Source organism: Phyllobacterium sp. T2-21 (genome assembly GCF_055378485.1).
In genome coordinates, this window is sequence record NZ_AP027916.1 from 135,742 (window position 1) to 162,124 (window position 26,383).

General features: G+C 57.2%; 24 protein-coding genes and 2 pseudogenes. 20 read left to right on the forward strand and 6 right to left on the reverse strand.

Features of this window, described 5'->3' with window-relative positions; translation table 11 throughout:
- The first annotated feature begins 24 nt into the window (after nt 1-24).
- From ACZ5FP_RS25415 to ACZ5FP_RS25425, 3 genes are read left to right on the forward strand one after another with little or no spacing between them, the layout of a single operon-like run.
- Nucleotides 25-978 carry a branched-chain amino acid ABC transporter permease gene (locus tag ACZ5FP_RS25415; RefSeq protein ID WP_464665398.1) on the forward strand — a complete coding sequence of 318 codons (954 nt, stop codon included), beginning with the start codon at nt 25-27 and terminating at the stop codon, nt 976-978.
- The gene (locus ACZ5FP_RS25420) at nt 978-1,811 is read left to right on the forward strand and encodes an ABC transporter ATP-binding protein (RefSeq protein WP_464665275.1); all 834 of its coding nucleotides are present in this window, start codon (nt 978-980) and stop codon (nt 1,809-1,811) included. The genes ACZ5FP_RS25415 and ACZ5FP_RS25420 overlap by 1 nt, the downstream gene beginning before the upstream one ends.
- Entirely contained in the window at nt 1,744-2,445 is a 702-nt protein-coding gene (locus ACZ5FP_RS25425; protein WP_464665399.1) for an ABC transporter ATP-binding protein, read from the forward strand. The genes ACZ5FP_RS25420 and ACZ5FP_RS25425 overlap by 68 nt, the downstream gene beginning before the upstream one ends.
- A 173-nt stretch (nt 2,446-2,618) precedes the next feature.
- Here ACZ5FP_RS25425 and ACZ5FP_RS25430 read toward each other — a convergent pair whose 3' ends face one another.
- Nucleotides 2,619-3,515 (reverse strand): LysR family transcriptional regulator, encoded by an 897-nt coding sequence (locus ACZ5FP_RS25430; protein WP_464665276.1) that lies wholly within the window; start codon nt 3,513-3,515, stop codon nt 2,619-2,621.
- A gap of 140 nt (nt 3,516-3,655) precedes the next feature.
- Between ACZ5FP_RS25430 and ACZ5FP_RS25435 the strand changes: the two genes are divergently transcribed.
- From ACZ5FP_RS25435 to ACZ5FP_RS25460, 6 genes and pseudogenes are all read left to right on the forward strand, one after another.
- Complete coding sequence (locus ACZ5FP_RS25435; RefSeq protein ID WP_464665277.1) at nt 3,656-4,429, forward strand: SDR family oxidoreductase; 774 nt, start codon at nt 3,656-3,658, stop codon at nt 4,427-4,429.
- A 198-nt stretch (nt 4,430-4,627) separates the two neighbouring features.
- Nucleotides 4,628-5,305 carry a DUF924 family protein gene (locus ACZ5FP_RS25440; RefSeq protein WP_464665400.1) on the forward strand — a complete coding sequence of 226 codons (678 nt, stop codon included), beginning with the start codon at nt 4,628-4,630 and terminating at the stop codon, nt 5,303-5,305.
- A gap of 71 nt (nt 5,306-5,376) precedes the next feature.
- Nucleotides 5,377-6,654, forward strand: coding sequence for a GGDEF domain-containing protein (locus ACZ5FP_RS25445; RefSeq protein ID WP_464665278.1), 1,278 nt, complete (start codon nt 5,377-5,379; stop codon nt 6,652-6,654).
- A gap of 96 nt (nt 6,655-6,750) precedes the next feature.
- The gene (locus ACZ5FP_RS25450) at nt 6,751-6,912 is read left to right on the forward strand and encodes a Kae1-like domain-containing protein (protein WP_464665279.1); all 162 of its coding nucleotides are present in this window, start codon (nt 6,751-6,753) and stop codon (nt 6,910-6,912) included.
- 25 nt (nt 6,913-6,937) lie between these two features.
- A complete protein-coding gene (locus ACZ5FP_RS25455; protein WP_464665280.1) occupies nt 6,938-7,648 on the forward strand; it encodes an HAD family hydrolase in 711 nt (236 codons plus the stop codon).
- Between the two features lie 238 nt (nt 7,649-7,886).
- A pseudogene (locus tag ACZ5FP_RS25460) lies at nt 7,887-8,012 on the forward strand (type II toxin-antitoxin system RelE/ParE family toxin); the annotation flags it as partial.
- A 316-nt stretch (nt 8,013-8,328) separates the two neighbouring features.
- Here the strand turns inward: ACZ5FP_RS25460 and ACZ5FP_RS25465 are convergent.
- From ACZ5FP_RS25465 to ACZ5FP_RS25480, 4 genes and pseudogenes are all read right to left on the reverse strand, one after another.
- Nucleotides 8,329-9,312: a Dyp-type peroxidase gene (locus tag ACZ5FP_RS25465; protein ID WP_464665281.1), complete on the reverse strand. Its 984-nt coding sequence runs from the start codon at nt 9,310-9,312 to the stop codon at nt 8,329-8,331.
- 219 nt (nt 9,313-9,531) lie between these two features.
- Nucleotides 9,532-10,018: pseudogene (locus ACZ5FP_RS25470) on the reverse strand (DDE-type integrase/transposase/recombinase); the annotation flags it as partial.
- 111 nt (nt 10,019-10,129) lie between these two features.
- The gene (locus ACZ5FP_RS25475) at nt 10,130-10,999 is read right to left on the reverse strand and encodes a MurR/RpiR family transcriptional regulator (RefSeq protein ID WP_464665282.1); all 870 of its coding nucleotides are present in this window, start codon (nt 10,997-10,999) and stop codon (nt 10,130-10,132) included.
- A 49-nt stretch (nt 11,000-11,048) separates the two neighbouring features.
- Nucleotides 11,049-12,062: a polyamine ABC transporter substrate-binding protein gene (locus ACZ5FP_RS25480; RefSeq protein ID WP_464665401.1), complete on the reverse strand. Its 1,014-nt coding sequence runs from the start codon at nt 12,060-12,062 to the stop codon at nt 11,049-11,051.
- A gap of 220 nt (nt 12,063-12,282) precedes the next feature.
- Here ACZ5FP_RS25480 and ACZ5FP_RS25485 point away from each other — a divergent pair, with 220 nt between their 5' ends.
- From ACZ5FP_RS25485 to ACZ5FP_RS25500, 4 genes are read left to right on the forward strand one after another with little or no spacing between them, the layout of a single operon-like run.
- The gene (locus ACZ5FP_RS25485; RefSeq protein WP_464665283.1) at nt 12,283-13,392 is read left to right on the forward strand and encodes an ABC transporter ATP-binding protein; all 1,110 of its coding nucleotides are present in this window, start codon (nt 12,283-12,285) and stop codon (nt 13,390-13,392) included.
- Nucleotides 13,389-14,288 (forward strand): ABC transporter permease, encoded by a 900-nt coding sequence (locus tag ACZ5FP_RS25490; protein ID WP_464665284.1) that lies wholly within the window; start codon nt 13,389-13,391, stop codon nt 14,286-14,288. Before ACZ5FP_RS25485 ends, ACZ5FP_RS25490 begins: the two co-directional genes overlap by 4 nt.
- Before the next feature lie 9 nt (nt 14,289-14,297).
- Nucleotides 14,298-15,131, forward strand: a complete 834-nt coding sequence (locus ACZ5FP_RS25495; protein ID WP_464665285.1) for an ABC transporter permease — start codon at nt 14,298-14,300, stop codon at nt 15,129-15,131.
- Nucleotides 15,132-15,147: 16 nt separating this feature from the next.
- Nucleotides 15,148-16,266 (forward strand): DmpA family aminopeptidase, encoded by a 1,119-nt coding sequence (locus ACZ5FP_RS25500; RefSeq protein ID WP_464665286.1) that lies wholly within the window; start codon nt 15,148-15,150, stop codon nt 16,264-16,266.
- A 10-nt stretch (nt 16,267-16,276) separates the two neighbouring features.
- On the opposite strand, the gene ACZ5FP_RS25505 is transcribed toward ACZ5FP_RS25500, so the two are convergent.
- Complete coding sequence (locus ACZ5FP_RS25505; protein ID WP_464665402.1) at nt 16,277-16,951, reverse strand: GntR family transcriptional regulator; 675 nt, start codon at nt 16,949-16,951, stop codon at nt 16,277-16,279.
- A 316-nt stretch (nt 16,952-17,267) separates the two neighbouring features.
- Here ACZ5FP_RS25505 and ACZ5FP_RS25510 point away from each other — a divergent pair, with 316 nt between their 5' ends.
- The 7 genes from ACZ5FP_RS25510 (at nt 17,268) to ACZ5FP_RS25540 (ending at nt 25,992) form a co-directional block, all read left to right on the forward strand.
- A complete protein-coding gene (locus ACZ5FP_RS25510; protein ID WP_464665287.1) occupies nt 17,268-18,386 on the forward strand; it encodes an aminotransferase class V-fold PLP-dependent enzyme in 1,119 nt (372 codons plus the stop codon).
- Nucleotides 18,387-18,480: 94 nt separating this feature from the next.
- Nucleotides 18,481-19,272, forward strand: coding sequence for an ABC transporter substrate-binding protein (locus tag ACZ5FP_RS25515; protein WP_464665288.1), 792 nt, complete (start codon nt 18,481-18,483; stop codon nt 19,270-19,272).
- An 86-nt stretch (nt 19,273-19,358) separates the two neighbouring features.
- Nucleotides 19,359-20,033 (forward strand): amino acid ABC transporter permease, encoded by a 675-nt coding sequence (locus ACZ5FP_RS25520; RefSeq protein ID WP_464665289.1) that lies wholly within the window; start codon nt 19,359-19,361, stop codon nt 20,031-20,033.
- A 60-nt stretch (nt 20,034-20,093) separates the two neighbouring features.
- Complete coding sequence (locus ACZ5FP_RS25525) at nt 20,094-21,395, forward strand: cysteine desulfurase-like protein (RefSeq protein ID WP_464665290.1); 1,302 nt, start codon at nt 20,094-20,096, stop codon at nt 21,393-21,395.
- Nucleotides 21,396-21,452: 57 nt separating this feature from the next.
- The gene (locus tag ACZ5FP_RS25530; protein WP_464665291.1) at nt 21,453-22,244 is read left to right on the forward strand and encodes a cyclase family protein; all 792 of its coding nucleotides are present in this window, start codon (nt 21,453-21,455) and stop codon (nt 22,242-22,244) included.
- Between the two features lie 45 nt (nt 22,245-22,289).
- A complete protein-coding gene (locus ACZ5FP_RS25535) occupies nt 22,290-24,443 on the forward strand; it encodes a thiamine pyrophosphate-dependent enzyme (RefSeq protein WP_464665292.1) in 2,154 nt (717 codons plus the stop codon).
- Nucleotides 24,436-25,992: an indolepyruvate oxidoreductase subunit beta family protein gene (locus tag ACZ5FP_RS25540; protein ID WP_464665293.1), complete on the forward strand. Its 1,557-nt coding sequence runs from the start codon at nt 24,436-24,438 to the stop codon at nt 25,990-25,992. Before ACZ5FP_RS25535 ends, ACZ5FP_RS25540 begins: the two co-directional genes overlap by 8 nt.
- Nucleotides 25,993-26,383 lie beyond the last annotated feature (391 nt).

Here is a 26,383-nt window from a genome sequence, read left to right on the forward strand (position 1 = left end):
ACCGCGCCAACATCCGCCACTTCCATGGGACGCACAGCACTGGTGCTTGCAATATTTCCGCTGCTGCTCATCATTTTAGGGCAGTTTCTGCCTACCTATCCGCTACGCATCCTCGATACGATCCTGCTCTACGCCGTGTTGGCCATGGGACTGAACATCGTCGTTGGCTATGCTGGCCTTCTCGATCTCGGCTATGTCGCCTTTTATGCGATCGGGGCCTATACCTACGCATTGCTGGCGTCTGACCAGTTGGGACTGCACCTTCCATTTCCCGTCATTCTGGTGATCGGGGCTGTACTGGCAGGCATGGCCGGGCTCCTTCTGGGGCTGCCGGTGCTCCGGTTGCGTGGCGATTATCTGGCAATTGTCACGCTTGGCTTCGGTGAGATCATTCGCGTTCTCATGAATAACCTGAACTGGCTCACCAATGGTCCGCAGGGTATTGCGCGTATCGATGAACCAAATCTTCTAGGCTGGACGATCTCGACTCCACTCGACTTTCTCTACTTCTTGATCGGGCTGTTGATCATTACTTTTCTCTTCGTCTGGAAGTTGCAACAAAGCGCACTCGGCATCGCTCTTTCGGCTGTCCGTGAAGATCAGGATGCAGCACGTGGTTGCGGCATCAACACCACCAAAGTGAAGCTCGTGGCCTTCGCCACAAGTGCCGTGATCGGTGGCATCTGCGGTGTCGTATTCGCGTCTATGCAGCGCTTCGTCAGTCCTGAAAGCTTTTCTTTCTGGGAGTCGCTCACCATCGTTCTGGTTCTGGTGGTTGGTGGACTGGGCAATCCATTTGGAGCCATGCTGGGTGCCGCCATTCTGGTTCTTATCCCTGAACTCATGCGCGAATACGCGGACTACCGTCAGTTGGTCTTCGGTCTGGCACTGGTCACAGTGATCCTGCTGCGACCAATGGGTATTATCAGCCGTCAATATGGCCCATCGTGGCTTGCCGCCAAACTAGGGAGGCGCTGATGCTTGTCTTCGAACATGTCACCAAAGCATTCGGTGCACACAAGGCTGTCGATGATGCGTCGCTGGTCATGCAATCGGGCAAGATCACAGCCATCATCGGACCGAATGGCGCGGGTAAATCTACGCTCGTTAACATGGCTGCGGGCTCCTATCAGGTGACGTCGGGCAGGATTGTCCTTGACGGCATCGAGCTTCAGCGATTGCATAAGCATGAGGTCGCGCATGCCGGGCTTGGCCGCACTTACCAGAACATACGATTGTTCGACGGCATGACGGTGATGCAAAATCTCGAAGTAGCCCTTGTTCCCCGCACGCTTGGGGCCTTGATCGCGGACGCACTGCCGGGGCGCAGTGCGGAGCGACACCGCCGTGAGTTATGTCATGAGCTGCTCGAAAAACTGGGCGTTGCCCACCATGCCAACCGTTTGGCCGGTTCACTGGCTTACGGTCAACAGAAACTGGTCGAGCTTGCCCGAGCGATGGTCAACAAGCCGCATGCCATCCTACTTGATGAGCCTGCCGCAGGCCTCAATCATGGCGAAACAGAACAGCTTAAGCATCATATTCTTGATTTGAAGACGGGGGAGATCGCCGTCGTCCTAATCGAACACGACATGAAATTGATCATGTCAATCTCTGACGAAATCTACGTGATGAACCGTGGTAGCGTGCTGGCACATGGAACGCCGGCCGAGATCCGCAACAATCAGCAAGTACAGGAGGCTTATCTTGGCCAGCCAGGTGCAATCAGCGAGATCGAAGCCGCTGCTCGCGGTCGAGCAAATCGAGTCCGGATACGGGCGGGTGAAAGTCTTGCGTGGCATCAGCCTTGAGCTGCATGCTGGCGAGATCGTCTCGCTCATAGGCCCCAATGGAGCTGGCAAGAGCACGCTTATGCGTTCCATCAGCGGTGTCTGCCCCATCACGACGGGTCAAATAAGCTTCAAGGGTGAACGTATTGACAGGCTGAAGCCCTACCAGATCGCCATGCGCGGTCTTGGTCATTGCCCGGAAGGGCGCGCAGTCTTCCAACATCTCACCATTGAGGAAAACCTGATGGCAGGCTATTTGGAAGGGCGTGGCAAATCGGAGGCCGAGCTTCTCGACGAGGTATATGGTCTGTTTCCAGTACTCGCCGAACGCAGGAAAAGCCAGGCAGGGCGTCTTTCGGGCGGTCAACAGCAGATGGTGGCCATTGCACGCGCATTGATGGGCAGCCCCGTATTGCTGTTGCTTGATGAACCGTCGCTAGGCCTTGCACCTATCATCATTCACCAGATATTCGAGATCATCATCAAGCTTGCGGAAGCCGGTGTATCGATCCTTCTGGTGGAACAGAATGTCGACCTCTCGCTTGAAATCGCGGACTACGTGTATGCGTTCGAACATGGGCAGATCCATGTGTCCGGTCCGGCCGGAAAACTTTCAAGGGACACGCGCGTGCGTGAGATCTATTTGCCTACATAGTATCCAGACGACCGAACGACTACTTCAGGAGCATTTGAGAGGCAACATCGCCTTAACTTGAGTTTGCCGCCGACATAACCAACGGACTTGCAGTGGCTCATCGTATCGATTGTGCTGTGCGCCGAGAGCTTCAATACCGCGGACCTCATAGGCGTGTCTTTCCAATACAGGGATCATTGCACTTCGCGCTTCAGAAGGCTCTCCAGCCAGTCGGCGAAAACATGGACCCGCCGGGAAAGATGCTGACGATGCGGGTAGAGCAGTGTCATTGGCATAGGCTCCGCGCTGTACGACGGCAGCACCTCAACGAGCTCGCCGGCTTCGAGATGGCGCCTGACATCATAGGCAGGAATCTGAATCAGGCCGATGCCCGCCAGACAACAGGCAATATAGGCTTCAGCGCTGTTGACCGCGACGCGGCCGAGCATTGGCATCGATCGCAACACCCCATTCTCGACCCACTCCCAGGCCTCAACGCGCCCGCTCGACGGTGAGGTGTAGTTGACCGCCAGGTGGTTTTGCAGGTCGTCAGGCGATTGGGGCAGGCCACAACGCTCCAGATAGGCCGGGCTTGCCACATTGATCAGCCGAAGCTCACCGATCGAACGCGCGATCATGCCGGAATCAGCCAGTGGCCCGATGCGCAGGACGCAGTCGACGCTTTCCTCAACGAGATTCACGGTGCGGTCGGTGACGCCGAGATCGATGTCGATGTCCGGGTAGGCGTCGAGAAAGGCCTGCAATGCAGGTGCAATAATCAGGCGTCCGATGCGGCCCGGAACGTCTATCCGCAACCTGCCTGAGGGCGTTGCAGATTGACGGAAAGTGTTTTCGGCCTCCTCGACATCCGCGATCAGCCGCAGGCAGCGCTCATAGAAGGCCGAGCCGTCATGTGTCGGCGAGACCACTCTCGTGGTCCGGTGTAGGAGCCTTGCTCCGACACGGCCCTCCAATTCCTGCACGGCCGCCGATACCGACGAGCGCGGCATACCGAGCGTATCCGCCGCGCGGGTAAAGTTTGAGCATTCAACGACGCGGACAAAGATGCGGAAGAGGTCGATGCGATCCAAGTGGGGGAAGTCTCCATTGTTCGAAATTGGCGACAAGTGATGTCAGAATGATCGCCTTTATAGCATAGATATAGACGATATCCTTCATTCTCGAAAGCGGCTGCATAGCGTGGTCGTGCAAGAACGAGGAAGCTGACGCCATGACCGATCACAGCATCAAGGGAAAGACCGTCATCATCGCCGGTGGCGCGAAGAACCTCGGCGGATTGATCGCGCGCGATCTCGCTGAGCACGGCGCCAAGGCGATCGCGATCCACTACAACAGCGCCGCCACGAAGGCGGAAGCGGAGTCAACCGCCGCCGCTGTCAGGGCCAGTGGGGCGGAAGCCGCCATCTTCCAGGCCAACCTCACCACGGCCAACGCAATGGAAAGGTTCTTCGCGGATTCGATCGCGGCGATCGGCGAGCCCGACATCGCCATCAATACCGTCGGGAAGGTGCTGAAGAAGCCGATCGTCGAGATCAGCGAAGCGGAATATGATGAGATGACGGATGTGAACGCGAAATCCGCATTCTTCTTCATCAAGGAAGCCGGCAAGCATCTCAGCGACGACGGCAAGATCTGCACGCTCGTCACTTCGCTGCTCGGTGCCTATACACCTTTCTATGCGGCTTATGCTGGCACCAAGGCACCGGTGGAGCATTTCACGCGGGCAGCGTCGAAGGAGTTCGGCGAGCGAGGAATCTCGGTGACGGCGATCGGTCCCGGACCGATGGATACGTCCTTCTTCTATCCGGCGGAAGGCAAGGACGCGGTCGCCTATCACAAGACGGCGGCGGCGCTGTCGAAGTTCTCCAAGACCGGCCTGACCGATATCGAGGATATCGTCCCCTATATCCGCTTCCTTGTCTCGGACGGCTGGTGGATGACCGGCCAGACGATCCTCGTCAATGGCGGGTACACCACCAAGTAGTCGCGGTGCGGAAGATCGTGGCGGGCCTGCGGTCGGCAATCGGCGGCCGCTCCGATTAAAATGCAACCGGGAAACAGAAAGGCGCACCATGCACATGCTCCTCACTATCGCAGCAGGGCAGCAGTTGCTCACGGTGTTCGCCGTTCCTGCTGCCGTTGCGGTTATCGCCGTTTGGCAACCGGCGAGGACTTGATCGCCATGCGGCATGAGCCGTTCGAGATCGGAAGGAATAGGCCAATGGCGACCTCTTTACCTCGCGCGCTTCAAGCCGCTGCAGTTGCCACCAACACAGGCCATGCCGACGGCCTGGTTGGCGCATTTAGTCCGGTTATTGATGCGGAGCGCATCAATGCCGTTATCCGCTTCTGGAAGGACGCGGGAACGAGAGGCCGATGGTTCGCCAAGGACAAGGGGTTCGATAAGCGCTTTCGCGACCGGTTTCTTGACCTTCATATGGAAGTTGCAGCACGGCGGCACGACAGCTGGACTGAAACACCCGATGGCGCAATGGCGCTCTTGATCCTGACTGATCAGTTTCCGCGCAACGCCTTTCGCGGCACCGGTCATATGTACGCGACGGATCTGCTTGCCCGGCACTATGCCCGGCAGGCACAAGCGGCTGGATATATGGAGCGCATCGAACCTGACCTGCGGCTATTCTTGTGCCTACCCTACGCTCATTCGGAAGAAATTGCCGATCAGGATGTCTCGGTGATGTTGAATGCGAAGCTTGGCGAACCGTGGATCTCCCATGCCGAAGGCCATCGCAGCGTCATCCGTCGTTTCGGACGCTTTCCGCACCGCAACCCGATGCTTGGGCGCGAGACAACGCGGGAGGAAGCCGCGTTCCTGCGCAATGGGGGCTTTCGCGGATAGAGGCGTGGTCGCCTAAGCGACACGGCCAGAACAGCAGCGGAAGGAAACTGAGCACGGATTGAGGTTGGGGTTTGATTGACGATATGACAGGTTTTCTAGTCCTTCTGACTCAGGCAGCTATTTACTTTGCCGCCATGGCGGTCATTTTTTATTTCAGGACAGCGATTGGGATCGGGGTCTTTTACTGCGTTCTCGGTGCGATGCATTTCCTTGAGACCTACCTCGCGGCAGTTTTCTTCATCGAGCTGCCTTTTGGGCTGATCTCGCCGGGCTCGACAGTGATGTTCGCGGGCAAGCTCGCCTTCTTTCTGCTGCTCTACATTAAGGAGGATGCAGAGAGCATGCGCCAGCCCGTTTACGGGCTGCTGATCGGCAACATTCTTATGGTGGTGCTGGCGATGGTTCTGCGTGTCTACAGCGATCCGGCACGCCTGCCGGACTACAATCCGGACCTTCGCTTCCTAGACCAGATCGGCTTGCTCATGATCTGGGGCACGGTCCTGCTCTTTGTCGACCTGTTCGCGTTGGTCGTCATCTACGAACGGCTCGGGACGCTGGTGACCAACACGATTCCGGGCCGGATCTTCATGAGCCTGGCAATCGTGCTGAGCTTCGATCAGGTGTTCTTCTATGCGGGTCTTCGTCTCCTGTCCGGCGTCCCGCTCTCGGCGTTCTACGGTGGCTGGATCGCCAAGATCGGCGCCGCCGGCTTCTTTAGCCTCATGCTGACGCTCTATTTGCGCTTCGTCGAGACAACCGCCGTTCGTACTCGCCCGCACGGCGCCGTCGATGTGTTCGATCGCCTGACCTATCGTCATCGCTACGAAAAGCTAGTCGAGCGGATCGGCAGGGATGCCCTGACCGGAGCGCAGGATCGGGGGCGGTTCGAGACGAAAGCGCCGGCCATGGTGCAGGCGGCCTTACGATCGGAGCTGTCGGTCAGCCTGATGATGATCGACATCGACCACTTCAAGGCGATCAACGATCGGCATGGGCATCCCCAGGGAGACAGTGTTATCCGGGCGGTGGCCGATATGATCATGGGCAACAAGCGCGAAGCGGACGAACTGTTTCGCTATGGTGGCGAGGAGTTCGCACTGCTTTGCCCGGAGGCGCCGCCGGGGGCAATAGCGACGGCCGAACGTATCCTCGCAGCCGTGGCAGCCGTTTCGCATCCCGGTCTCGACCGGCCGGTCACCGTCAGTATAGGCATCGCGACCTTTCCGGCAGATGCGAAGGATTTTCGCGAGCTGCTGATGCGTGCCGACGCCGCACTCTATGAAGCGAAGGCACTCGGCCGGAACCGGGTGTTCAACGCGGCCGCAGCAGGACAGCGCTCCAAGCTGTGACCGTTTCTCGGGGAATTCCTCAAGCGACGCATCAGCACGATCTTTGATCAGGGCGCGTTACCGGCTTGTTGGGCGCTATGGGTCAAACAGATCGTGATGAGCGGTGGTGTCTTTTCCAACGAGTTGGTATTGGTCAACACGCTGAAGGATCTTGAGGCGCGTGGCTTCAAACCATATTGCAATCAACTGGTACCAACAAACGACGACGGCATCTCGCTCGGTCAGGTATTGGTCGCAGCTGTCCGCGGAATCGTGTGAAGCTCAATTGATAGATGAGGCTAAGATGAGTGAAGATAATGTCAGCGTATCTGCCGTTCTGTTCGATATGGACGGCGTTCTCGTTGATTCTAAAGCCGTCATTGAACGTGCGTGGAGTGAGGCAGCGCAACTCTGTGGTCGCCGGATCACCGAGGAGGACATACACAACCAAATCCACGGACAGCCGGGTCCGCATACCATTCGTGCTCTGTTTGGCGATCTCCCGCGCTCCGATCAGGAGAAGATACAGGCGCACGTCATTCATGTCGAAAACACGGCTGACTACGAGCCCATCCCAGGTGTCAAACAGCTTATCACGCGCCTCCATGCTGCCGGGATTACGATCGGCCTTGTCACCAGCGGATGGCAGTACAAAATAGATCGCGTGCTTGAATTACTCCAGGCGCAGTCGTCTTTCTCAGTGATCGTCCAACGCGATGATGTGGCTCGTGGGAAACCCCATCCGGATCCTTATCTACTTGCAGCTAAGCGCCTAGGCATTCCCGCCTCAAGGACGATGGTCTTTGAGGACGCTATCAGCGGTGTCACCTCAGCGGTCACCGCCGGTGCTTACTGCGTTGGCATCGGCGGAGAAGACCTGATAAAGAGCGGCGCAAAGTTCGTCATTTCCGATTTCGAGGGCGTGGAAGTACAGATCGGCAGCTCCGGCGTCGCCGTTCTTTCGTGCCGGCCTGGCGATCAGCTATTCATCGAGCGGTTGTCTGTCCGTGTCTGAACATCACCGGACCACATTACACGCCGAATTGGTTTCGGCTATTGGCAGACATCGAGCATTTCAAATCAGAGAGATTCTTACGGCACTGGCCCAGACGCGCCAGAGCCGTCTCACTGCTCCTATCTCAACGCGTATTCAAACAAAATCGTGGCCACCGATTGCGTAACAATACGCTTTCGGAACATGGAAAGCAGTGTCACGACCTGTTTCCAAGCAACTTTATCTCGTTTCCATGAGTCGGGTAGATGAATTTCAGCCACGTGAGGTTCGCCGGATTCTGATTGGCCGCTATGAGATGCGCTATGAAATCCAGAATGTGACAATCTACGTTTTGCGGATATGGCATACGCGCGAAGACCGTTGAATGATGAGAGTTTATACGGCTGATCCGAAGGCGCGGATGAGTGAACATGGAATTTTGTCCGCGATCAAAACCACCAAAAATCGCCTGTTATCGGCATAAACAAAGGAACCCATCCAATCCGCTGGAGTGCCCAGACATAGACGTGAGCTTTTTCACATGCATGCTATGTGTTCCCATAACGATATCCGAGAGATTACCGTCGCCTAGCTTTTCTGGTGTTGAGTGGTCAGTGTCCACGTAGACTTAAGATCCTATCCAAGTGCAGGTGACGCCCAAAATCAGCGTTGTGTTTTCAACGTTATGATGCATCGGGCGATCAAGCGGTCGTCAGCTTCTGCTGCACCTTATTGACAAGCATTTGCAGCGTCGATCGTGTAGGGGCGAAGAACGTCGTACCTGTTTGTGGCGTCGAGAAATCAAGCAACCTGTCGTAAGCTCCCGGCGGGTCACCGATAAACATTCGCTCCAGCATCTTCTCGATTACCCAAAGGCGCCCGGAATAGCCAATAAAGTAGGTTCCGAATTCTTTTTGCCCCGGTCGGCCGAAGGGCATGTTGTCGCGCAGGATATCGTGTTCGACACCCTTGGCATCGACGATGGTTGCCAAAGACTTGTGCGATTTGCGCAGCGCGCCGTCGTCATCGATTTCGATATTGTCAATCTTCGTGCGCCCGATGATCGCCTCCTGCACAGGCGTCGGCGTTCGCGTCCAGGCGTTGAGATCGTGGAGATATTTCTGGACAACGACATAGCTACCTCCGGCGAACTCGAAATCTTCATTGCCGACAAGCGCTGCGGCAGGCAGATCGAGACCGGTCGGGTTGGCCGTCCCGTCGACAAAGCCAAGCAGGTCACGCGCATCGAAATAGCGAAAGCCTGAGACTTCATCGACGACGCTCACCGCATCGCCAAGACTGTCGAGCAGAATACGCTCAAACTCAAAGCATAAATCGGGGCGTTCGGATCTGATATGAAAGAGAAGGTCACCCGGTGTCGATGGCGCCGTATGAACCGCCCCCGCAGTCGACGCAAACAGTTTTAGTTCCTTTGGCCGCTGTTCTGAATCAACACGATCCCACAGATTGCGACCGATCCCGGCAATGCACGACAGTCGACCAGACAGATCACGGAATCCAACTGTCTTGACGAGATCGTCGAGCCCACCGAGTACCGTGAACGCTTTTGCAAGAGCGGTTGGATCACCTGCAACGGTGACAACAAGAAAGACTGCCGCTTGTGACAGCGGTGCGTCGATACTTTGCGCGTCAATCGGCACTCTGTCCCAGCTCTTGTCCGACATCCAACGCTCTCCGCTTTGCTATTTATTGGGAATTTTCTTCAAGTCATCACATGCCGGTTGGTCGCGGTGCCCAGTTAGCAACTCGACCAACACAGTGTCTGAGCTTGTCTCCGCAGCATCAGGTCTGATTATCAAGAAATTCCGATAATAGCACCCTTATAAGCTGAACTTGGAGTGATTCCGAGAAATTCTGTCCCCTGAATATTTCCGGTATCATGATGGACTGCCCGGCATGATGTAGGCGGTTTTGGCACCGACAGCAGCAATCCAATCCCTCAAGACCTTTGCGACGTATTCAGGGCCGTTCTCGGATCGGTCATGGCAAGGAATTCATCGCAGAATAAACAGATCGGACAGAACGTCGATGACGTCTATCGGCTTCAGCTTTCTGTCGACCCTGATGGCAATACATTCCCGTGTGAACTCATCGATCACGTCGGCGCAAACGCAAAGCGTTTATCGCGAAGCATGCGGATTTTCCTTCCATTGTGCGTGCTAGCTTCAACAAAGTCATAGGACCAGACATGGTTGGAATATTCCGGACGCAGCCGGATGCACGAGCTTTCATTCAGCCACAACCGTCCGCGTTTGGGTTGTCTGTGTGGAACTTTGGGCCCCTCACGCTGCCATATCCGTTCAATCCGTTTTGGTTAACCACCCAATCCGCACGGTGCAGCATCGCTGTGATGCAACGATAACCGCATCTGACAAACGATTGATGAATGCGATGTACCCTATCAGACAGATGAACCTCCACATCGCAAGACCCGGTTGCTTTATTTCCCGTTCGGGAGGAGCATTCGGGTCAGGGTAATGTCTATGCCTCGAAATCTCCGAAGCAATCCTGCAACCTTGTCACTTTGGCCACGCGTTCATTGACCTGCTCGCCTAAGAGCACAATGACATTGCTGACCATCAGGTCCAGAACGGCGGTAATGGTTGCGGCGCCATCCCACAGCGGTCCGTGAGTACCGGGCAGGATGAGGGCGACGTCAGCTACATCTTCTGCCCACGGACAAAATTCATCGGTTAGTAGAATGACCTTGACGCCGGATTTGCGAGCCTCGATGGCCAAGGGGCGTGCCTTTGCCGCAAACCGGCGCACGTCGTAGAGAAACAGGCACCGGTTCTCCACGGAGCCGTCGAGCAATTCTGCATAGGTGCCGTTGAGGCCGTCGATGAATTCCACCCGCGGCCGCGCATAGGAAAGCTGGGCGGCGAAATACTGTGCGATGCCGCGTACATTCTGAAAGGCTGCCACATAAACTTCCTGAGCCTCTATCAGCGTCGTCACGGCGTGGCGCCATTCGGCCTTCGTCGTCAGTTCGTAGATGTGGCCGAGATTGTCGATCTGCTGTTTGATGAGGCCGGCCAGCAATTCGCCATCACGAATGTTTGCCTGCAGGCCTTCGAGAGGCCCTTTGACCTGCCATGCGGGATTGCTGCTCCCGCGCCTGAGTTCATCTTTCAATTGGTCGAGGCCTTCAAAACCCAGGCGCCGCAGATAGCGGCCCACTGTCATGGGGCTAACACCTACCCTGCCGGCAATTGACCGTGCCGTTTCAAACGGTAATTCATTGATGTTGCGTTCGAGGTAGCTCGAAATCAGCTTGTCCGAATTGGATTGCCGCATCTCTTGGTGCCTGACGCGTTCCAGTATGAGCTTGCTCACGTGCGGCTCCTCCATTTTGATCGAGTTCCGGCCAGGTTCGAGGTGCTGGCCGGATGGCGTATGTTTACTGCGCAGTTTTGACCCGGGTCCAGACCCGATCAACCTGACGCAGGTTCGCGCCGAGATCTTCGAATATTTGCAGATGCTTCATTGTTTCCGTCGAAGGGTTGATCTCTGTGCTGTTTTTGATCCTGTCCGGTGTGAGTGCACGTGCCGGGACATTGGGCGTACCATTGGTTTGTTGGGAAACATTCAACGCTGCAACCTCCGGCCGCGTATAGAACTGCAGGAACTTGATCGCATTGTCCTTGTTTGGCGCGCTTTTGAGCACACACATATCTTCCTGATACATCGTGGCTCCCTCTTCCGGAATGACATAGCCGAGATTTTTTTGATTGCCAAATACATCAACCATTGCGCCGACGAAAAAATGTGCCGCCGCGACATCACCCGATTGCACCAATGGCCGTGAATCATAGGTGAATGCCGCGACCTGGGGTTTCATCGCTATGATCGTGTCGGCCGACTGCTGCAGCTGCTTGGGATCGGTGGAATTGATGCTGTTGCCATTGAGGATGAGGCCAACCGCAAGCACTTCGCGCATATCGTCGAGCAGTGTGAATTTCAGTTTCTTCTCTTTCACAGTTGCCAGGAGGTCACGCCATCCGGTGATGTCCTTGCCGAGAATCTTGCGATTGTACATGATGCCGACCGAACCCCAGGCATAGGGCAGGCAGTATTCACCCTTCGTGTCGCTCTTGGTGCGCAGGAACGATGGATCGATATTCTTGAAGCCCTCATACTGATTGATGTCGGTCTTTTGCAGAAGATCGAGCTTGGCCATGATGTCCTGCATGTGCACGGAGGGAAATACGATGTCATAACCCGTCGCGCCGCCCTGGATCTTGGCAAGCATTTCCTCGTTCGAGGAGTAAGTGGCGAGATTGACCTTTATCTTGGTCTCGTCCTCGAATTTCTTCAGGACTTCAGGGTTGATGTATTCACCCCAGTTATAGATGTTCAACTGATCGGCTGCTTGAACGCCCGCGCTCCAGCCGGCCAGCATCGTGCCGGTCATCACTGCGATGAATGCATGCCGGCGCACTGTGCCGAGCCTGGATGCATAACTTTTTTGGGCCATCTTTCAGTTCTCCTCATTCGGCACTTGTGCCAGTTCTTGGTTCCCTTGAGTGTCTCGTGCCGACTTCTGACGAGCCGTTGACTTCACCTGATAAATGATATCTCTATATCAGAAAGGCGCAAGAGTTATTTAAGTAACATGCCAAAGGGGAATAAAGATGCAGGATTCCATTGTTCGAATGGAGGGCGCGCGAAAGTCATTTTCGCTTCCGGGAGGCCGGACGATCAATGCCCTGAACGGGATTGATCTTAACGTTCGGCGCAACGAATTTCTGACGCTGTTGGGACCATCGGGTTGCGGCAAGACGACATTGCTGCAGGCCATCAATGGATTCGTCGCGCTGGATGCGGGGCGTCTCATGATCGACGGGGAGAACGTGATCGATACGCCGCCCCATCGGCGGCCCGTCAATACGGTTTTTCAGAATTATGCGCTGTTTCCGCACATGACCGTGGGTGAGAATACCGGCTATGCGCTGGAGGTTGCCCGTGTTCCCAAGGGCGAACGCAAGCAGCGCGTCGATGCGGCCCTGCGTATGGTCGGCCTTGAAGATCTGGGACGCCAGCGTCCGCGCCAGCTTTCGGGCGGCCAGCAGCAGCGGGTCGCCCTGGCGCGCGCCATCGTTGCCCGGCCAAAATTGCTGTTGCTTGACGAACCCCTGTCGGCGCTTGACCGCAACCTGCGCCAGGCCATGCAGATCGAATTGAAGACGCTCCAGCATGAACTGGGCATTTCATTCATTTTCGTCACGCATGATCAGGAGGAGGCCTTGACCATGTCGGATCGCATCGCGGTTCTGCAGGGCGGCACGATCCAGCAGCTCGATACACCGCGCAAGATTTACGACAAGCCAGCCAATCCCTTTGTTGCCAGCTTCATCGGCGCAAGCAATCTCTTCGAAGGAACTGTCAGCGGACAGTCTGTGATGACGGGAGACGGCGATGTCATTCATTGCCTGCACGGTGTCGAGGCGTCCCACGGCGGCAATGCTGTGACTGCGCTGATACGTCCCGAACAGCTCTCGCTTTCCGCAACCGGTACAGCAGGTCCTTCCATCGAAATCGAGGTCGAGCAGATCGTGTTCGTCGGATCGTCATTCGAATTATTGGGGCACACCGCGCGGGGGCGCAAATTGTCGGCGACCATCCCCGCTGCCTATACGACGAGGATTGCGGCGGTGGAGCAGGAGCGCAAGGCGGTGCTGACCTATGATCCCTCCGCCGTCCATCTCATGCCCGGCAATGCCAAAGGGGAGGTTTCCGCATGAATCTCCAGACGCGCGACCGCCTTCAACTCGGAACTTTGCTGGGCCCATTGAGCCTGTTCCTGACCATTTTCTTCCTTGGGCCGCTCTTCATCATGATGGTGACGAGTTTTTTGGCGCCGGGTCTTTATGGCGGCGTCGAATGGCACTTCTACCCCGACAATTTCGGGCGCATCCTCGGGTTCGCTGATCCGGCCTTTGAGGAATACGATCCGATCTACATCGCGATCTTTCTCCGGTCGATCCGGATTGCAGCCCTGACGGTCGTCGTTACGCTTCTGGTGTGTTATCCCGCCGCATTCCAGATAAGCCGGTTGTCCGAGCGCTGGAAGAACATCAGCCTGTTCCTCATCACGCTGCCGTTCTTCACAAGTCTGATCGTTCGGCTTTTTGTGTGGGTTCTGCTCCTGCGGCAGACCGGTCTCATCAACGAGCTTCTCCTGAAAACAGGTCTCATCAATCGACCGCTCGAGATGATCTATACCGACGGCGCGATCATTGTCGGGATGGTCTACATCTTCATTCCGTTCATGTTCATGCCCGTCTATGCAAGTGTCGAAAAGCTCGACTGGTCGCTCGTCCGGGCATCGCAGGATCTGGGGGCCGGTCCGGTCCGCACCTTCCTGCGGATCATCCTGCCACTCACGCTACCAGGTATCATCGGCGGCTCGATCATCGTGTTCATTCCGGCGCTTGGAAACTTTGTCGTCCCGGCAGTTCTGGGCGGTGCGAAGGTTCAGATGCTCGGCAACCTCATCGAACAGCAGTTTCTGTCCGCCCGAAACTGGCCGTTCGGTTCCGCGCTGGCGATGCTTGTGATGAGTGTCATGCTTGTCCTCCTGTTTTTCTATGTCCGGCAGGAAAGCCGTGGCAGCCAAGTCCCTGCATCCGGCCGGTAGGAGATAACCATGAAACTGATGAGATCCATCGGACGCAGCACCCTTGCATTCTACACGGTGTTGTTCTTTGTCTTTGTCTACCTGCCGCTGCTCCTGATCATTGTTTATTCCTTCAACGCCAATCCTGTGAACATGATGACGTGGTCCGGCTTTACTACGGAGTGGTATGCTCAGGTTCTCGGCTTCAAGACGACGATTTCGGAGAATGCGCTCTATTTGGAATCGACAGATCAACTGCTTCAGGCGGTGCGCAACAGTTTGCTGATCGCGCTTTCAACGACAGCGGTCGCGACGCTCTTCGGCACGGCCGCTGCGCTTGCCGTGCACCGCTTCCATTTCTTCGGCAAGAGGCTCTATCGCGTTCTCCTGTTCTTGCCCATGTTGATGCCGGATATCGTGCTCGGAATTGCACTGCTCATCTTCTTCGTTTCGGCCGGAATTCACCTTGGCATCGGAACCATCATCATCGGCCAGTGCACGTTTCTCATTTCATATGTGTTCATTGTGGTTTCGGCGCGTCTGGCCGGAATGGACCGCACGCTAGAACACGCCTCGGCCGATCTTGGCGCCAATGAGTGGATGACGTTCAGGCGCGTGGTCATGCCCCAGCTGATGCCGGGGATCATCGGCGGGGCACTCTTGGCATTCATCATTTCGATGGATGATCTGGTCATCACCTATTTCATCGCGGGCGTCGACGTCACGACACTGCCGATGTTCATCTTTTCCATGATGCGTCGTGGAATAAAGCCGGAAATCAATGCCATTGCGGTGATGATGCTGATGTTCTCCGTCATCATCGCCTCTTTGGGCCTCTATTTCCGTTCCCGCCAAAAATCCTGAACGACGAGACACAATCATGACAAACGACAACGAAACCCTGCGCGCTCGCCAGCTGGGATTGCCTTTCAAGGGAAGAACCGGACCGTTCAATGCGATCACCGATGTCAAGGGGATAAAGGTAGGGTTCGAGACGCTCATCGAGAATGCTCCGCGGGCAGGCCGCCGGCTGCCGGTGCGTACGGGCGTGACGGCAATCATACCGCATGCCGAGGATGCCGAGCCCCCGATCGTGTATGCCGGAATCCACCGGTACAACGGAAATGGCGAGATGACCGGGTCGCATTGGATCGAGGATGGCGGCTATTTTCTCGGACCGGTCCTGCTGACGAATACGCATAGTGTCGGGATTGCCCATCATGCCGCCATCAAATGGATGCTTGAACGCTATCCCGATACCTATAATGCCAGGGACCTGCTCTGGGTGATGCCGGTCGTTGCGGAAACCTATGATGGCCTGCTTAATGACATCAATGGCCAGCATGTGACCGCAGAGAATGTATTTTCCGCGTTGAATTCAGCCGCCACGGGTCGCGTTGCCGAGGGTAACAGCGGCGGCGGCGCCGGAATGATCACCTACGGCTTCAAGGGTGGAACGGGGACTTCCTCCCGCCTCGTAGAGGTCGGCGACACGGAATACACATTGGGTGTGCTGGTGCAGGCCAATCACGGCCAGCGTGATTGGCTGACGATCTGCGGCGTTCCGGTTGGAGAACATCTGCGTGACGGCACGCCGGCCAGCCAGCTCAGGGAGCGCGGATCGATCATTGTCGTCGTGGCGACCGATCTGCCGCTGGCGCCGCACCAGCTCAAACGTATCGCACGCCGCTGCACCATCGGAATTGGCCGGAACGGTACGCCGGGCGGCAATAATTCAGGCGACATCTTCCTCGCCTTCTCGACGGCCAACAAACAGCCGATGCGCCACAAATCCGGGACGCACCTGCCGCTCGAGATCATCAATGACGAACGGTTTGACCCAATTTACTCCGCCGTTGTCGACTGTGTTGAAGAGGCTGTCGTCAACGCGATGCTGGCTGCGGAAAGCCTGGGGGGGACCTCATATGACCGGGTCCGGGTCGATGCGATCAATGCCAAGACGCTGGTGGATCTGCTTGCGCGGTATCAGCGTCTCTGAACGCTGCCTGCTATTTCGGGCAAAGGGCGCGCAAGACATCCTGCGTGGCGCGAATGTCGGCAATGACTTCGTCCCTGGCGCGAGCGAAGTCCTTCTGCCGCAGGGCCTCGACAATGGTGGCGTGGCGTCCGGACGGTTCTGACTCGCCCGCACGGATCAAGGGTGCCACATGGGTCGAGAGCATGCGCATGTAAGGTCCGAAACGCAGCCACAATGTTTCAATAAGCTGATTGAGGACGTCGGACCCGGAAGCCCGGTATATGGTGAAATGAAACTGCTGGTTCTTGCCGATGAGCGTGTAGATGTTTTCCTGTCGGCCGATTGCCCGCTGCTCCGCAACGATCCTTTCCAGAACCTCGAGATCCGCTTCCGTTAAAAGCGGAGCTCCAAGTTCCGTTGCCAAAGCCTCCACGGCAATGCGCGCCCGGCAAAGATCGTCAAGCCGGGCGACGGTGACGATGGGAACCCGCGCTGAACCGTTCGAGGCAATCTCCAGCGCATTTTCTGCGGCAAGGCGGCGAAGTGCCTCCCGCACCGGCATGTTGCTGGTGCCGAAGGTCTCGGCCAGGCCGGCTATGGTCAGGCTTTGAGCAGGATCGAACTGTCCATTCATCAAAGCCTGGCGCAATTGCTGATAAACGCCATCCTGAATGGTGGTGCGTGAAGAAACCGGCCCAAAACTCATTTCCACCTGGACATTTCCTTCTTCGCTGCGCGAGCGTGTGTTCCCTTGCGTTCAGGAACAGATCCGCCGGGCTGTTCAATTCATGGCTGATAGCCTGAAACGGGTGACGATTACAATCAAGCAAAGCTGTCACGAGGCACTGCAAGTCCGAGAGGACTGAAACTCTTTGAGGAACCCAAGGCTGCAGCATATCCGCCTGACATCTTGCCCGTAAAGCTGAATGCGCAGAACCGTTTTTGCAAGATGCAGGTGAGGGGGCAATTGACGCTTTTTTGGATTTGTGATCAAATGATCACAAATTGACAAGAGGCGGTGCATGTCAGGTTATTTTCTCTACCATTCGATCGGCACGTTTCCCGGCAAGGCAGCCGCCGTAAGCATGGCGCTGACGGAATTTTCGCAAGTATGGTGTGCGGAAAATGACGGGCAGTGGCCTGCGGCACTCGCCGCTCGGCAGCGGTTCATCGATGCATGGGCCGGACTGATCGGCGCACCTGCAGGCTCGCTCACAACTGCAGAGAATGTGACGACCGCCCTGTACAGTCTGATTGGCAGTCTTCCCAAAGCGGCACTTTCAGGCCGCCGTTTCCTCATTGCCGAGGACTGCTTTCCGAGCCTGCATTTCATGCTGGCGAGAATTGCCGGTCGTTTTGGCTTCGTTCTCGATACCGTGCCGCTGCGGCCGGGGGAAAAATGGGTTCGCGATGACGATATCCTTGCGCGCTGGCAGGACGACGTCGGTGTCGCGCTACTGACATTCGTGACCTCCACTGCCTCCCATCGTTCCGACATCGGGCGGCTGGCACAGCATGGACGCCGCATGGGCACGATTGTCGGTGCCGATATCACGCAAGGCGTCGGCGTTGCGCCCTTCTCGCTCACCGCAAACAATGTGGATTTTGTTGTCTCCACCTCGCTCAAATGGCTGTGCGGAACTTCGGGTGCCGGTATTCTGCAGGTAAAGCCGGAGCTGCTTGCCGATTGCGAGCCGGAACTTCGCGGCTGGTTCAGCCAGGAAAACCCCTTCTCCTGGGACCTGAACCGCTTTTCCTACGCATCGGATGCCCGCCGCTTTGATCATGGGACGCCAGCCATACTGGCGTCTGTAGCATCCCTGCCGGGCCTTGAATGGGCGATCGGCACGGGCGTTGATGCCATCGCAGCCCAGAATGCTGCCCTGACCAATCTTGTCGTGGAGCGGTCTCTGGAATACGGCTGGGCCCTGGGCTCGCCGCTGGACGAGAGCAAGCGTGGCGGAAGCGTCATGCTTTCATTGCCGGAGAATATTGATGCAATCCGTCTTGTTTCTGCTTTGCGCGAGCAAAGCCTTTATTGTGACGCGCGCGGATCGACCCTGCGTCTTTCCCCCGGATTTGTGACGAGCCGCAGCGACGTTGACGAGCTGTGCCATTCGCTCAAGCAGTTGATCCAATGAAGTGGACGCCTGATGGAGAAAATGACGCCCGAATGGAGATGAGGGCACAGGCAGAGAAAAGACAACAGAAACGGTAAAACAGAGGGAAACAAAAATGCTGATCCGTTCACGTCTAATGGGAATCCTTATTGCAGCAAGTTTTTTTGGCGCCGCCTCGGCGAGCGCTGAATCAATCGTCATCGGAGCCTATCCGGCAAATCCGCCATGGGAATACAAGACAGCATCCGGCGATTTTGAGGGATATGAAATCGATGTGGTGCGCGAGGTCGCCAAGCGCCTCAAACTGACAGCCGATTTCCAGGATATGGGTTTTCAGGCGCTGTTTGCGGCGACAAATTCCGGCCGCATCGATTTTGCGATTTCCTCGATCTCGATCACGAATGAGCGGCTGAAGAATCAGTCTTTCACCCAGCCCTATTATGACAGCGATGGCACCGTGGTCGGGAAATCCGGCTCAGCGCTGAAATCACTCGATGAGCTGAAGGGGAAGACCATCGGCGTCGTTGCCGGATCGACCGGGGATGCCTGGGCAAAGGCCAATTCCCAGAAACTCGGGATCACCGAAGTCAAGAGTTACAACACACAGCAAGACCTCCTCATGGAAGTACAAAACGGGCGGATTGACGGGGGCGCAGGCGAACTTGCCGGCTTTCAATATGCCATGACAAAAATGCCGGGACTGCAGATACTGGTGCGCATTCCCACTGGCGAGCGTTTTGCGATGATGGCAAAGAAAACGAGCCCGCTGATCGAGAAGGTCAACGAGACAATTTCCGCAATGAAAACCGATGGCACAATGGCCGGGATCCATAAGAAATGGTTCGGCACCGCGCCGGAGCCGGGTACCAGCACGCTGAGCGTATTGCCGGTCCCCAAAGCGGAATAGCGACTGGCACACTATTTGGCCGGCTTCCATGCCGGCCAGGTTAACCGCGTGCTGACCAGGGGCCTCTTCAAGGCGCAGGGAATTCGATGGAACTGATCAATACATTCTTCAACTGGGAAATTCTGGTCGAGTCATTCCCAATCCTGTTGCGCGGGCTTGGCAACACCATCTTTCTGGGGTGTGCCGCCATCGTCTTTGGCTGCGCAGGCGGCCTTGTCCTGTGCCTGACGCGGCTTTATGGGCCGGGTTGGCTGAAATATGCGGCGGTCTTCTACATCGATATTTTCCGCGCCCTGCCGATATTGGTCATCCTCATCCTGATCTATTACGCGCTACCCCTGGCGGGCATCCGCTTCACATCTTTCACGTCCGCCACGATCGCCCTGTCCATGGTGCTGGCGGCGTTTACCGCCGAAGTATGCCGTGCCGGCATCGAGAACATCCCGCGCGGGCAGTTCGAAGCGGCCTCCGCGCTCGGCCTGCCGTTCTGGATCACCATGCGCAAGGTCATACTTCCGCAGGCGATCAAGATCGTCATTCCGCCGCTCACCAGCAATTGCGTGTCGATCTACAAGGATACGTCGCTCGCCTCCGTCGTCGCCATGCCGGATCTTTTGAAGCAGGCGACCGATGCCCAGGCACTCATGGCCAATCCAACACCTCTGGTCGGAGCAGCCATCATCTATCTCGCATTCCTTTGGCCGCTGGTGCGGCTGGTCAGCCATCTTGAGGAGCGGAGCAAGCAGCAGCGTTCGAGATAGCAAGCGACTACGCCAGAATTCGACACATAGGCTCAAACGCCGAACACTTAGGAACCCGTCATGCCCCATGCCAACGTCAATGAATTTGAGTTTCCGGTCAGCACCGTGCGATCGATGTTTCCCGCCTTGCGGAAGGCAGGCGAATTCATCTTCTTCGACAACGCGGCCGGGGCACAGATCCCGCAAAGCGTGCTCGATGCCGTTCAATCGCATCTGGTCGACTTCAATGTTCAACGCGGCGGCCGTTATGGGCGCAGCGTGCAGGTCGACAAGGCTGTTGCCGACGCGCGGGAAAGTGTGGCGCTGCTGATCAACGCGCGCGACCCGCAGGAAGTCTGTTTCGGGATGAATGCGACGTCCTTCATCCGCCTGGTCAGTCTCGGCATCGGCCAGATGCTGGATGAACGCGATGAAATCATCGTCACCGACATGGATCATGATGCCAATATCGCCACCTGGCTGGCGCTGGAATCGGCCGGGGCAAAATTCGTCTGGTGGCGCATGCGCGAAGACGGCAACCTGCATGTTGACGATCTCGTGCCGCTGGTGACCAGCCGCACCCGGCTCGTCGCCTGCACCGTTACCGCCCATTCGATCGGGTCGATCGTCGATGTCGCGTCGGTTGCCAGGGTTGCCCATGCGGCAGGCGCGGAAGTGTTCCTTGATTGTGTGCATTACGGGCCGCATGGGCTGATCGATGTCCAGGCGTGGGATTGTGATTACCTCGTCTGTTCTGGCTACAAGAATTTTTCGCCGCATATGGGCTTTCTCTGGGGACGCTTCGAAACGCTGAAGCGTCTGCCGACGTTTCGCGAGGATTTCATTCCCGATGTGCCGCCCCATAAGATCGAGGCCGGAACATTCATCTACGAGAATGTTTCCGGAATGGATGCCGCGGTCCGGTATCTCGAATCCGTCGGCCGCAATTTTGCCCCGTCCAACAACAGGCAGCGCCGCGACAACATTGTCGCCGGCATGAATAAAATCCGTGCCTATGAACTTCAGCTCGCCGCGGAGATGTTGCGCGTTCTGAAAGATTGCGGCGCAACGATTTACGGCATTGACGACATGGCCCGTATCGATCAGCGGGTTCCGACGTTCTGCTTCAATATTGGTGATCTGTCGCCCAAGCTCGTCACCGAAGAAATGTCCGGCATGATGATCGGCATCCGCGACGGTCACATGTATGCACCGCGCCTGATGAAGCGGCTGAATTTGAGCATGGACAGCGGAGCAGTGCGGCTCTCCCTCGTGCACTACAATACGATGGAGGAAATCCACCGGTTCGAGAAGGCGCTCCACATCCTGATCAACCGGCATGGAACGCAATCACAAGGTGCAAAGGCTGCCATTGCGCGGTAGCATCGACCGGCGGGAACAGCGACTGAAAGAGCGCGGAAAACGAGAGGAAACACTTCAATGAAGACCAATGAATTGCTTGGCCAATTGGCTGAACTGCTGCTGTCCGGCGGCGTGGAGGTCGTCGACCTTGCAGCGGAACTCAGTCCGGAAACGCCATTGATCAAATTGCCGCCGGAACTTGCCGTGGATACGCCAAAGATCGAGATTCACGAGATATCGGCCTATGACAAGAATGGTCCGTGGTGGGCGTGGAACTGGCTGAAACTCGGCGAGCATTCCGGCACGCATTTTGATGCGCCGCGGCATTGGATAACCGGCAAGGATCACGCCGACGGGTCGACCGATACCATCGCGGTCAAAAACTTCGTCGCGCCCGTCAACGTCATCGATTGCTCAAGGGAAGCCGCTGAAAACCATGATTTCCTTCTGACCGCCGATCATGTGAAGGCATGGGAGGCAAAGCATGGCGCTATCCGTGCCGGCGAGTGGGTCGTGATGCGCACGGACTGGTATAAGCGCAACGGCTCGGAAGCTGATTTCCTCAATGCCAACGAGACGGGTCCGCATACACCGGGACCAACGGCCGAAGCCATTCAGTACATCATTGCGACGGGAGCAGTCGGCTGGGGCAGTGAAACCATCGGCACTGACGCCGGGCAGGCCGGCGGTATGACCCCGCCCTTTCCAGCGCACAGCCTGATGCATCAGGCCAACCGCTACGGCCTTGCCAGCCTGTGCAATCTGGATCGTTTGCCAGCAAAGGGTGCGATCCTCATCGCGGCGCCGCTGAAGATCAGGAATGGCACCGGCAGCCCGACCCGCGTGCTGGCGCTCATACCCAAGGCGTAGGGAGAGCGGTGCACGGACTGGTAATCTGATACAGGAGACTTTCCGATGGCTGAACGATCCTTTGCAAAGGAAGTGGAGAAACTTCGGCTCGGCGTGGGCGAGGAATTCTCCGGTGAGGGCATTCTTGCGATCACCAAGGCTCTGCTCCAGTGCGGTGTCGGTTATGTCGGCGGCTATCAGGGGGCTCCGATCAGTCACCTGATGGACGTTCTTGCCGATGCGCAGGATATTCTTGGCGAGCTGGGGGTGCATTTCGAGGCGAGTGCGTCCGAAGCCACGGCAACGGCAATGCTTGCGGCCTCGGTGCATTATCCCATTCGGGGCGCTGCAACGTTCAAATCCACTGTTGGTACCAATGTGGCCTCCGATGCCCTTGCCAATCTGGCGTCGGGCGGCGTCACAGGCGGTGCACTGATCATCGTCGGCGAAGACTATGGTGAGGGCTCCTCGATCATGCAGGAGCGCAGCCATGCCTTTGCGATGAAGAGCCAGGTCTGGCTGCTCGATCCGCGCCCCAACCTTCCATCGATCGTAAAGTCGGTGGAGGATGGTTTCGAGCTTTCCGAGGCATCCAATACGCCGGTCATGTTGCAGGTGCGCATTCGCTGCTGCCATGTCCATGGGCAATTCATTGCCAAGGACAATCAGCGCCCTCGGATGACCGTGGCGGATGCGCTGGATGCGCCAAGGCGGGACACCAAGCGCATTGTTCTTCCGCCGGCCTCCTTCCTGCATGAGAAGGAGAAGGTGGAGAAGCGCTGGCCGGCAGCCGTGGAGTTTATCCGCTCGCGCAAGATCAATGAAGTCTTTGGTCCGGATATCGCGCGGGTCGGGATAGTGCTTCAGGGCGGCATGTACAACGGTGTTGTTCGTGCCCTGCAGCGCCTTGGCCTTGCCGGTCTCTACGGCGAGACCAGCGTGCCGCTTTATGTGCTGAATGCCGTTTATCCCCTGATTGAAGACGAGTTCCTGAATTTCTGCGACGGCAAGGATGCGGTGCTTGTCATTGAGGAGGGGCAGCCGAACTATATCGAGCAGGCATTCTCGTCCATGCTGCACAAGGCCGGCCACACCACACGGGTGATCGGCAAGGAAGTCATGCCGATGGCCGGAGAATACACAGGGCAGGTCATGCTCGATGGCATCGGCACGTTCCTGCGCGAGCGCGCATCGCAGTTGCTGCCCGCTCACATCCGGGCACCCAATACGACGGAGATTTCCCAGGACATTTCCGATCTGGCCGCTATCGTGCCGGGACGGCCACCCGGCTTTTGCACCGGCTGTCCGGAGCGGCCCATCTTTGCTGCAACCAAACTGATCGAGCAGGAACTTGGACCGCACCACATCGCATCGGATATCGGCTGTCACCTGTTTTCGATCATGCCGCCATTCGAGCTTGGGGCAACGACGATGGGCTACGGATTGGGCCCGGCTTCGGCCTCTGCCTTCAATTCTCCGGACGCCGGGCGCCGTTCGATATCGTTTGTCGGTGATGGCGGGTTCTGGCACAACGGCTTGACCTCTTCCATCGGCAACGCCGTGTTCAACCGCAATGACGGCGTCATTGTTATCGTCGATAATTATTATTCCGCGGCGACCGGCGGTCAGGACATCCTTTCGTCGCGCGCCAGCAACCGGTCGAAATCGACGAAACACCCGATCACCGAAGCCGTAAAGGGCATGGGGGTCAAATGGGTTCGCCACATTGAAAACACCTATGATGTCAGCGCGATGCGCAACACCTTGCGTGAGGCGCTGTCTACGCCTGAAACCGGCCCGAAAGTTATCATTGCGTCGTCCGAGTGCATGTTGAACCGGCAACGCCGGGAAAAACCCCTGATAGACACGGCGATCAAGGCGGGGCGGACCGTCGTCAAACCGAAATTCGGCATCGATGAAGATATCTGCACCGGTGACCACGCCTGCATGCGATTGTCCGGCTGCCCGTCACTGTCGGTCAAAACGCTGGATGATCCGCTCAGGGATGATCCTGTCGCCCATATTGACCAGAGCTGCGTTGGTTGCGGCAATTGCGGGGAGGTAGCGGATGCCGCCGTGTTGTGCCCATCATTCTACAGGGCCGACGTAGTTCACAATCCCGGTCCATGGCGGCGGTTCGCCGACCGGCTGCGCCGGAAGATAATCAGAACGATGCAAAACAGGCGCGAGAAGCGGCGGCTGGAGTTTATGGATGCGTGACATGGCTGGCCCATTAGCTACTAGCAATACCAAGCAGGAAACCGGTGAGATCATCAAACTCGCCATACTGGCGGTTGGTGGCCAGGGCGGCGGTGTGCTGGCAGACTGGATCACCGCCGTTGCCGAACACAATGGCTATCGGGCGCAGTCCACATCGGTGGCAGGTGTCGCGCAGCGTACCGGGGCGACCATTTATTATGTCGAGATGTGCCGGGACACCGGCCGCATGCCGGTTTTTGCCTTGGCGCCGGCTCATGGGGATGTGGACATCCTGATTGCGGCTGAGCTGATGGAGGCGGGACGCGCCGTCATGCGGGGGTTCGTCACGCCAAACCGCACGACACTGATTGCCTCTTCTCACCGCATCGCTGCGGTTTCGGAAAAGATCGAGCCCGGCGACGGGCGGGCACCGTCGGACCAGGTGATGGCAACGATGAAGACTGCCGCGCGGCATCTGGTCTGTCTTGATCTGGAGAAAGTCGCGCTTGAGGCAGGATCGATGATCTCGGCAAGTCTGTTCGGTGCGCTGGCCGCATCGGGTGCATTGCCATTTGGCCGCGAGAGCTATGAGGGCGTCCTCAATGGTTCGGGCCGGGGCGCAGCCGCCAGCATGCGGGCGTTCGGAGCAGCGTATGACCAAACCAGCAAGGAGGGCCAAACCGAACCGGCAGGGGCATCAAAAGCTCAGCCAACGGGGAAACAGGCAAAGGGCCCCGCTCGGCTTCTCGCACAGTGGCAACAGCTCAATGCGCGCATTGCGGCCTACCCGATGCCCGTTCAGGACATGGCGCTGCGCGGATTGCGCAAAGTCACGGATTATCAGGATATTGCCTATGGGTCGGAATATCTCGATCGTCTGGATCTGGCCGTCAAGGCGGACCTTGCGGCGGAAGCCTACGCGCTGTCGATTGCTGCCGCAAAACATCTTGCCAATGCCATGTGCTATGACGACATGATCCGGGTGGCTGATCTGAAAACGCGGTCCAAACGGGATCGCCGTGTTCGCTCCGAAGTCGGCATCACCGATACAACTGTATTGCAGCTGACCGAGTATTTTCATCCGCGCGCGGAAGAGTTTTGCGGCACGCTACCATTGGCTATCGGCCGGTATATTGAAAGGCGGCCAAAACTCTTTGCCTGGGTGGACCGGCGCATCAATCGCGGCCGGCATATCCGGACGGACAGCATGTCGGGCTTTGCCATGCTCTGGTTCGTCGGCGGATTGCGCCGCTGGCGCCGCTCGCTCCTGCGCCATCAGGTAGAGATGGACCATCTCCAGCGCTGGTATAAGCTCGCGCTGGATCATGCGGCGGATGATTACGCGCTTGGTGTCGAAATCATTGGTTGCCGCAGGTTGATCAAGGGGTACAGCGATACGCATGTGCGCGGGCAGTCGAAGTTTGACCGCGTGCTCTCGAGCCTTGATGGCTTGAGAGGGCGTGCTGATGCTGCTGATTGGATCAGACGGTTGCGCGAGGCGGCGCTCAAGGACGAGAAGGGAACCGCGCTCGACGGTGCATTGAAAACCATTGCGTCTTTCAGCAGTTGAACCGCAGTCGCGAAAGCCTGGTCCGTCGGTATCGTCAACCCTTTGTTGAAGATGATCGCATCAAGTGGCCTGCCGCCGTTCATCCTTGGGTTACAGGTCACCTGCGCCCGAGGCCATCGTCTGGCCATTCCAAAATGGACCAGCCTCAGCGCCAGTGGTGGCAATCAGACCAGATAGTCACTAATACGAACCCGGATTACCGGGCGGTTGCGCATATAAGCCCCCATCATGTCGGGCGGCGGCAGGCTGTTCGGCCCTGCAGAGCAGGAGACCGCCACCAGGATGCATTCACCACACGGATCGTGGATGCCGATATGCGAGTGAGACCTATCGAAGGGCACTTGAACAGGCTGCTCTGAGGGGCTCTATGAGCGCCGTCGGCAATCCATAT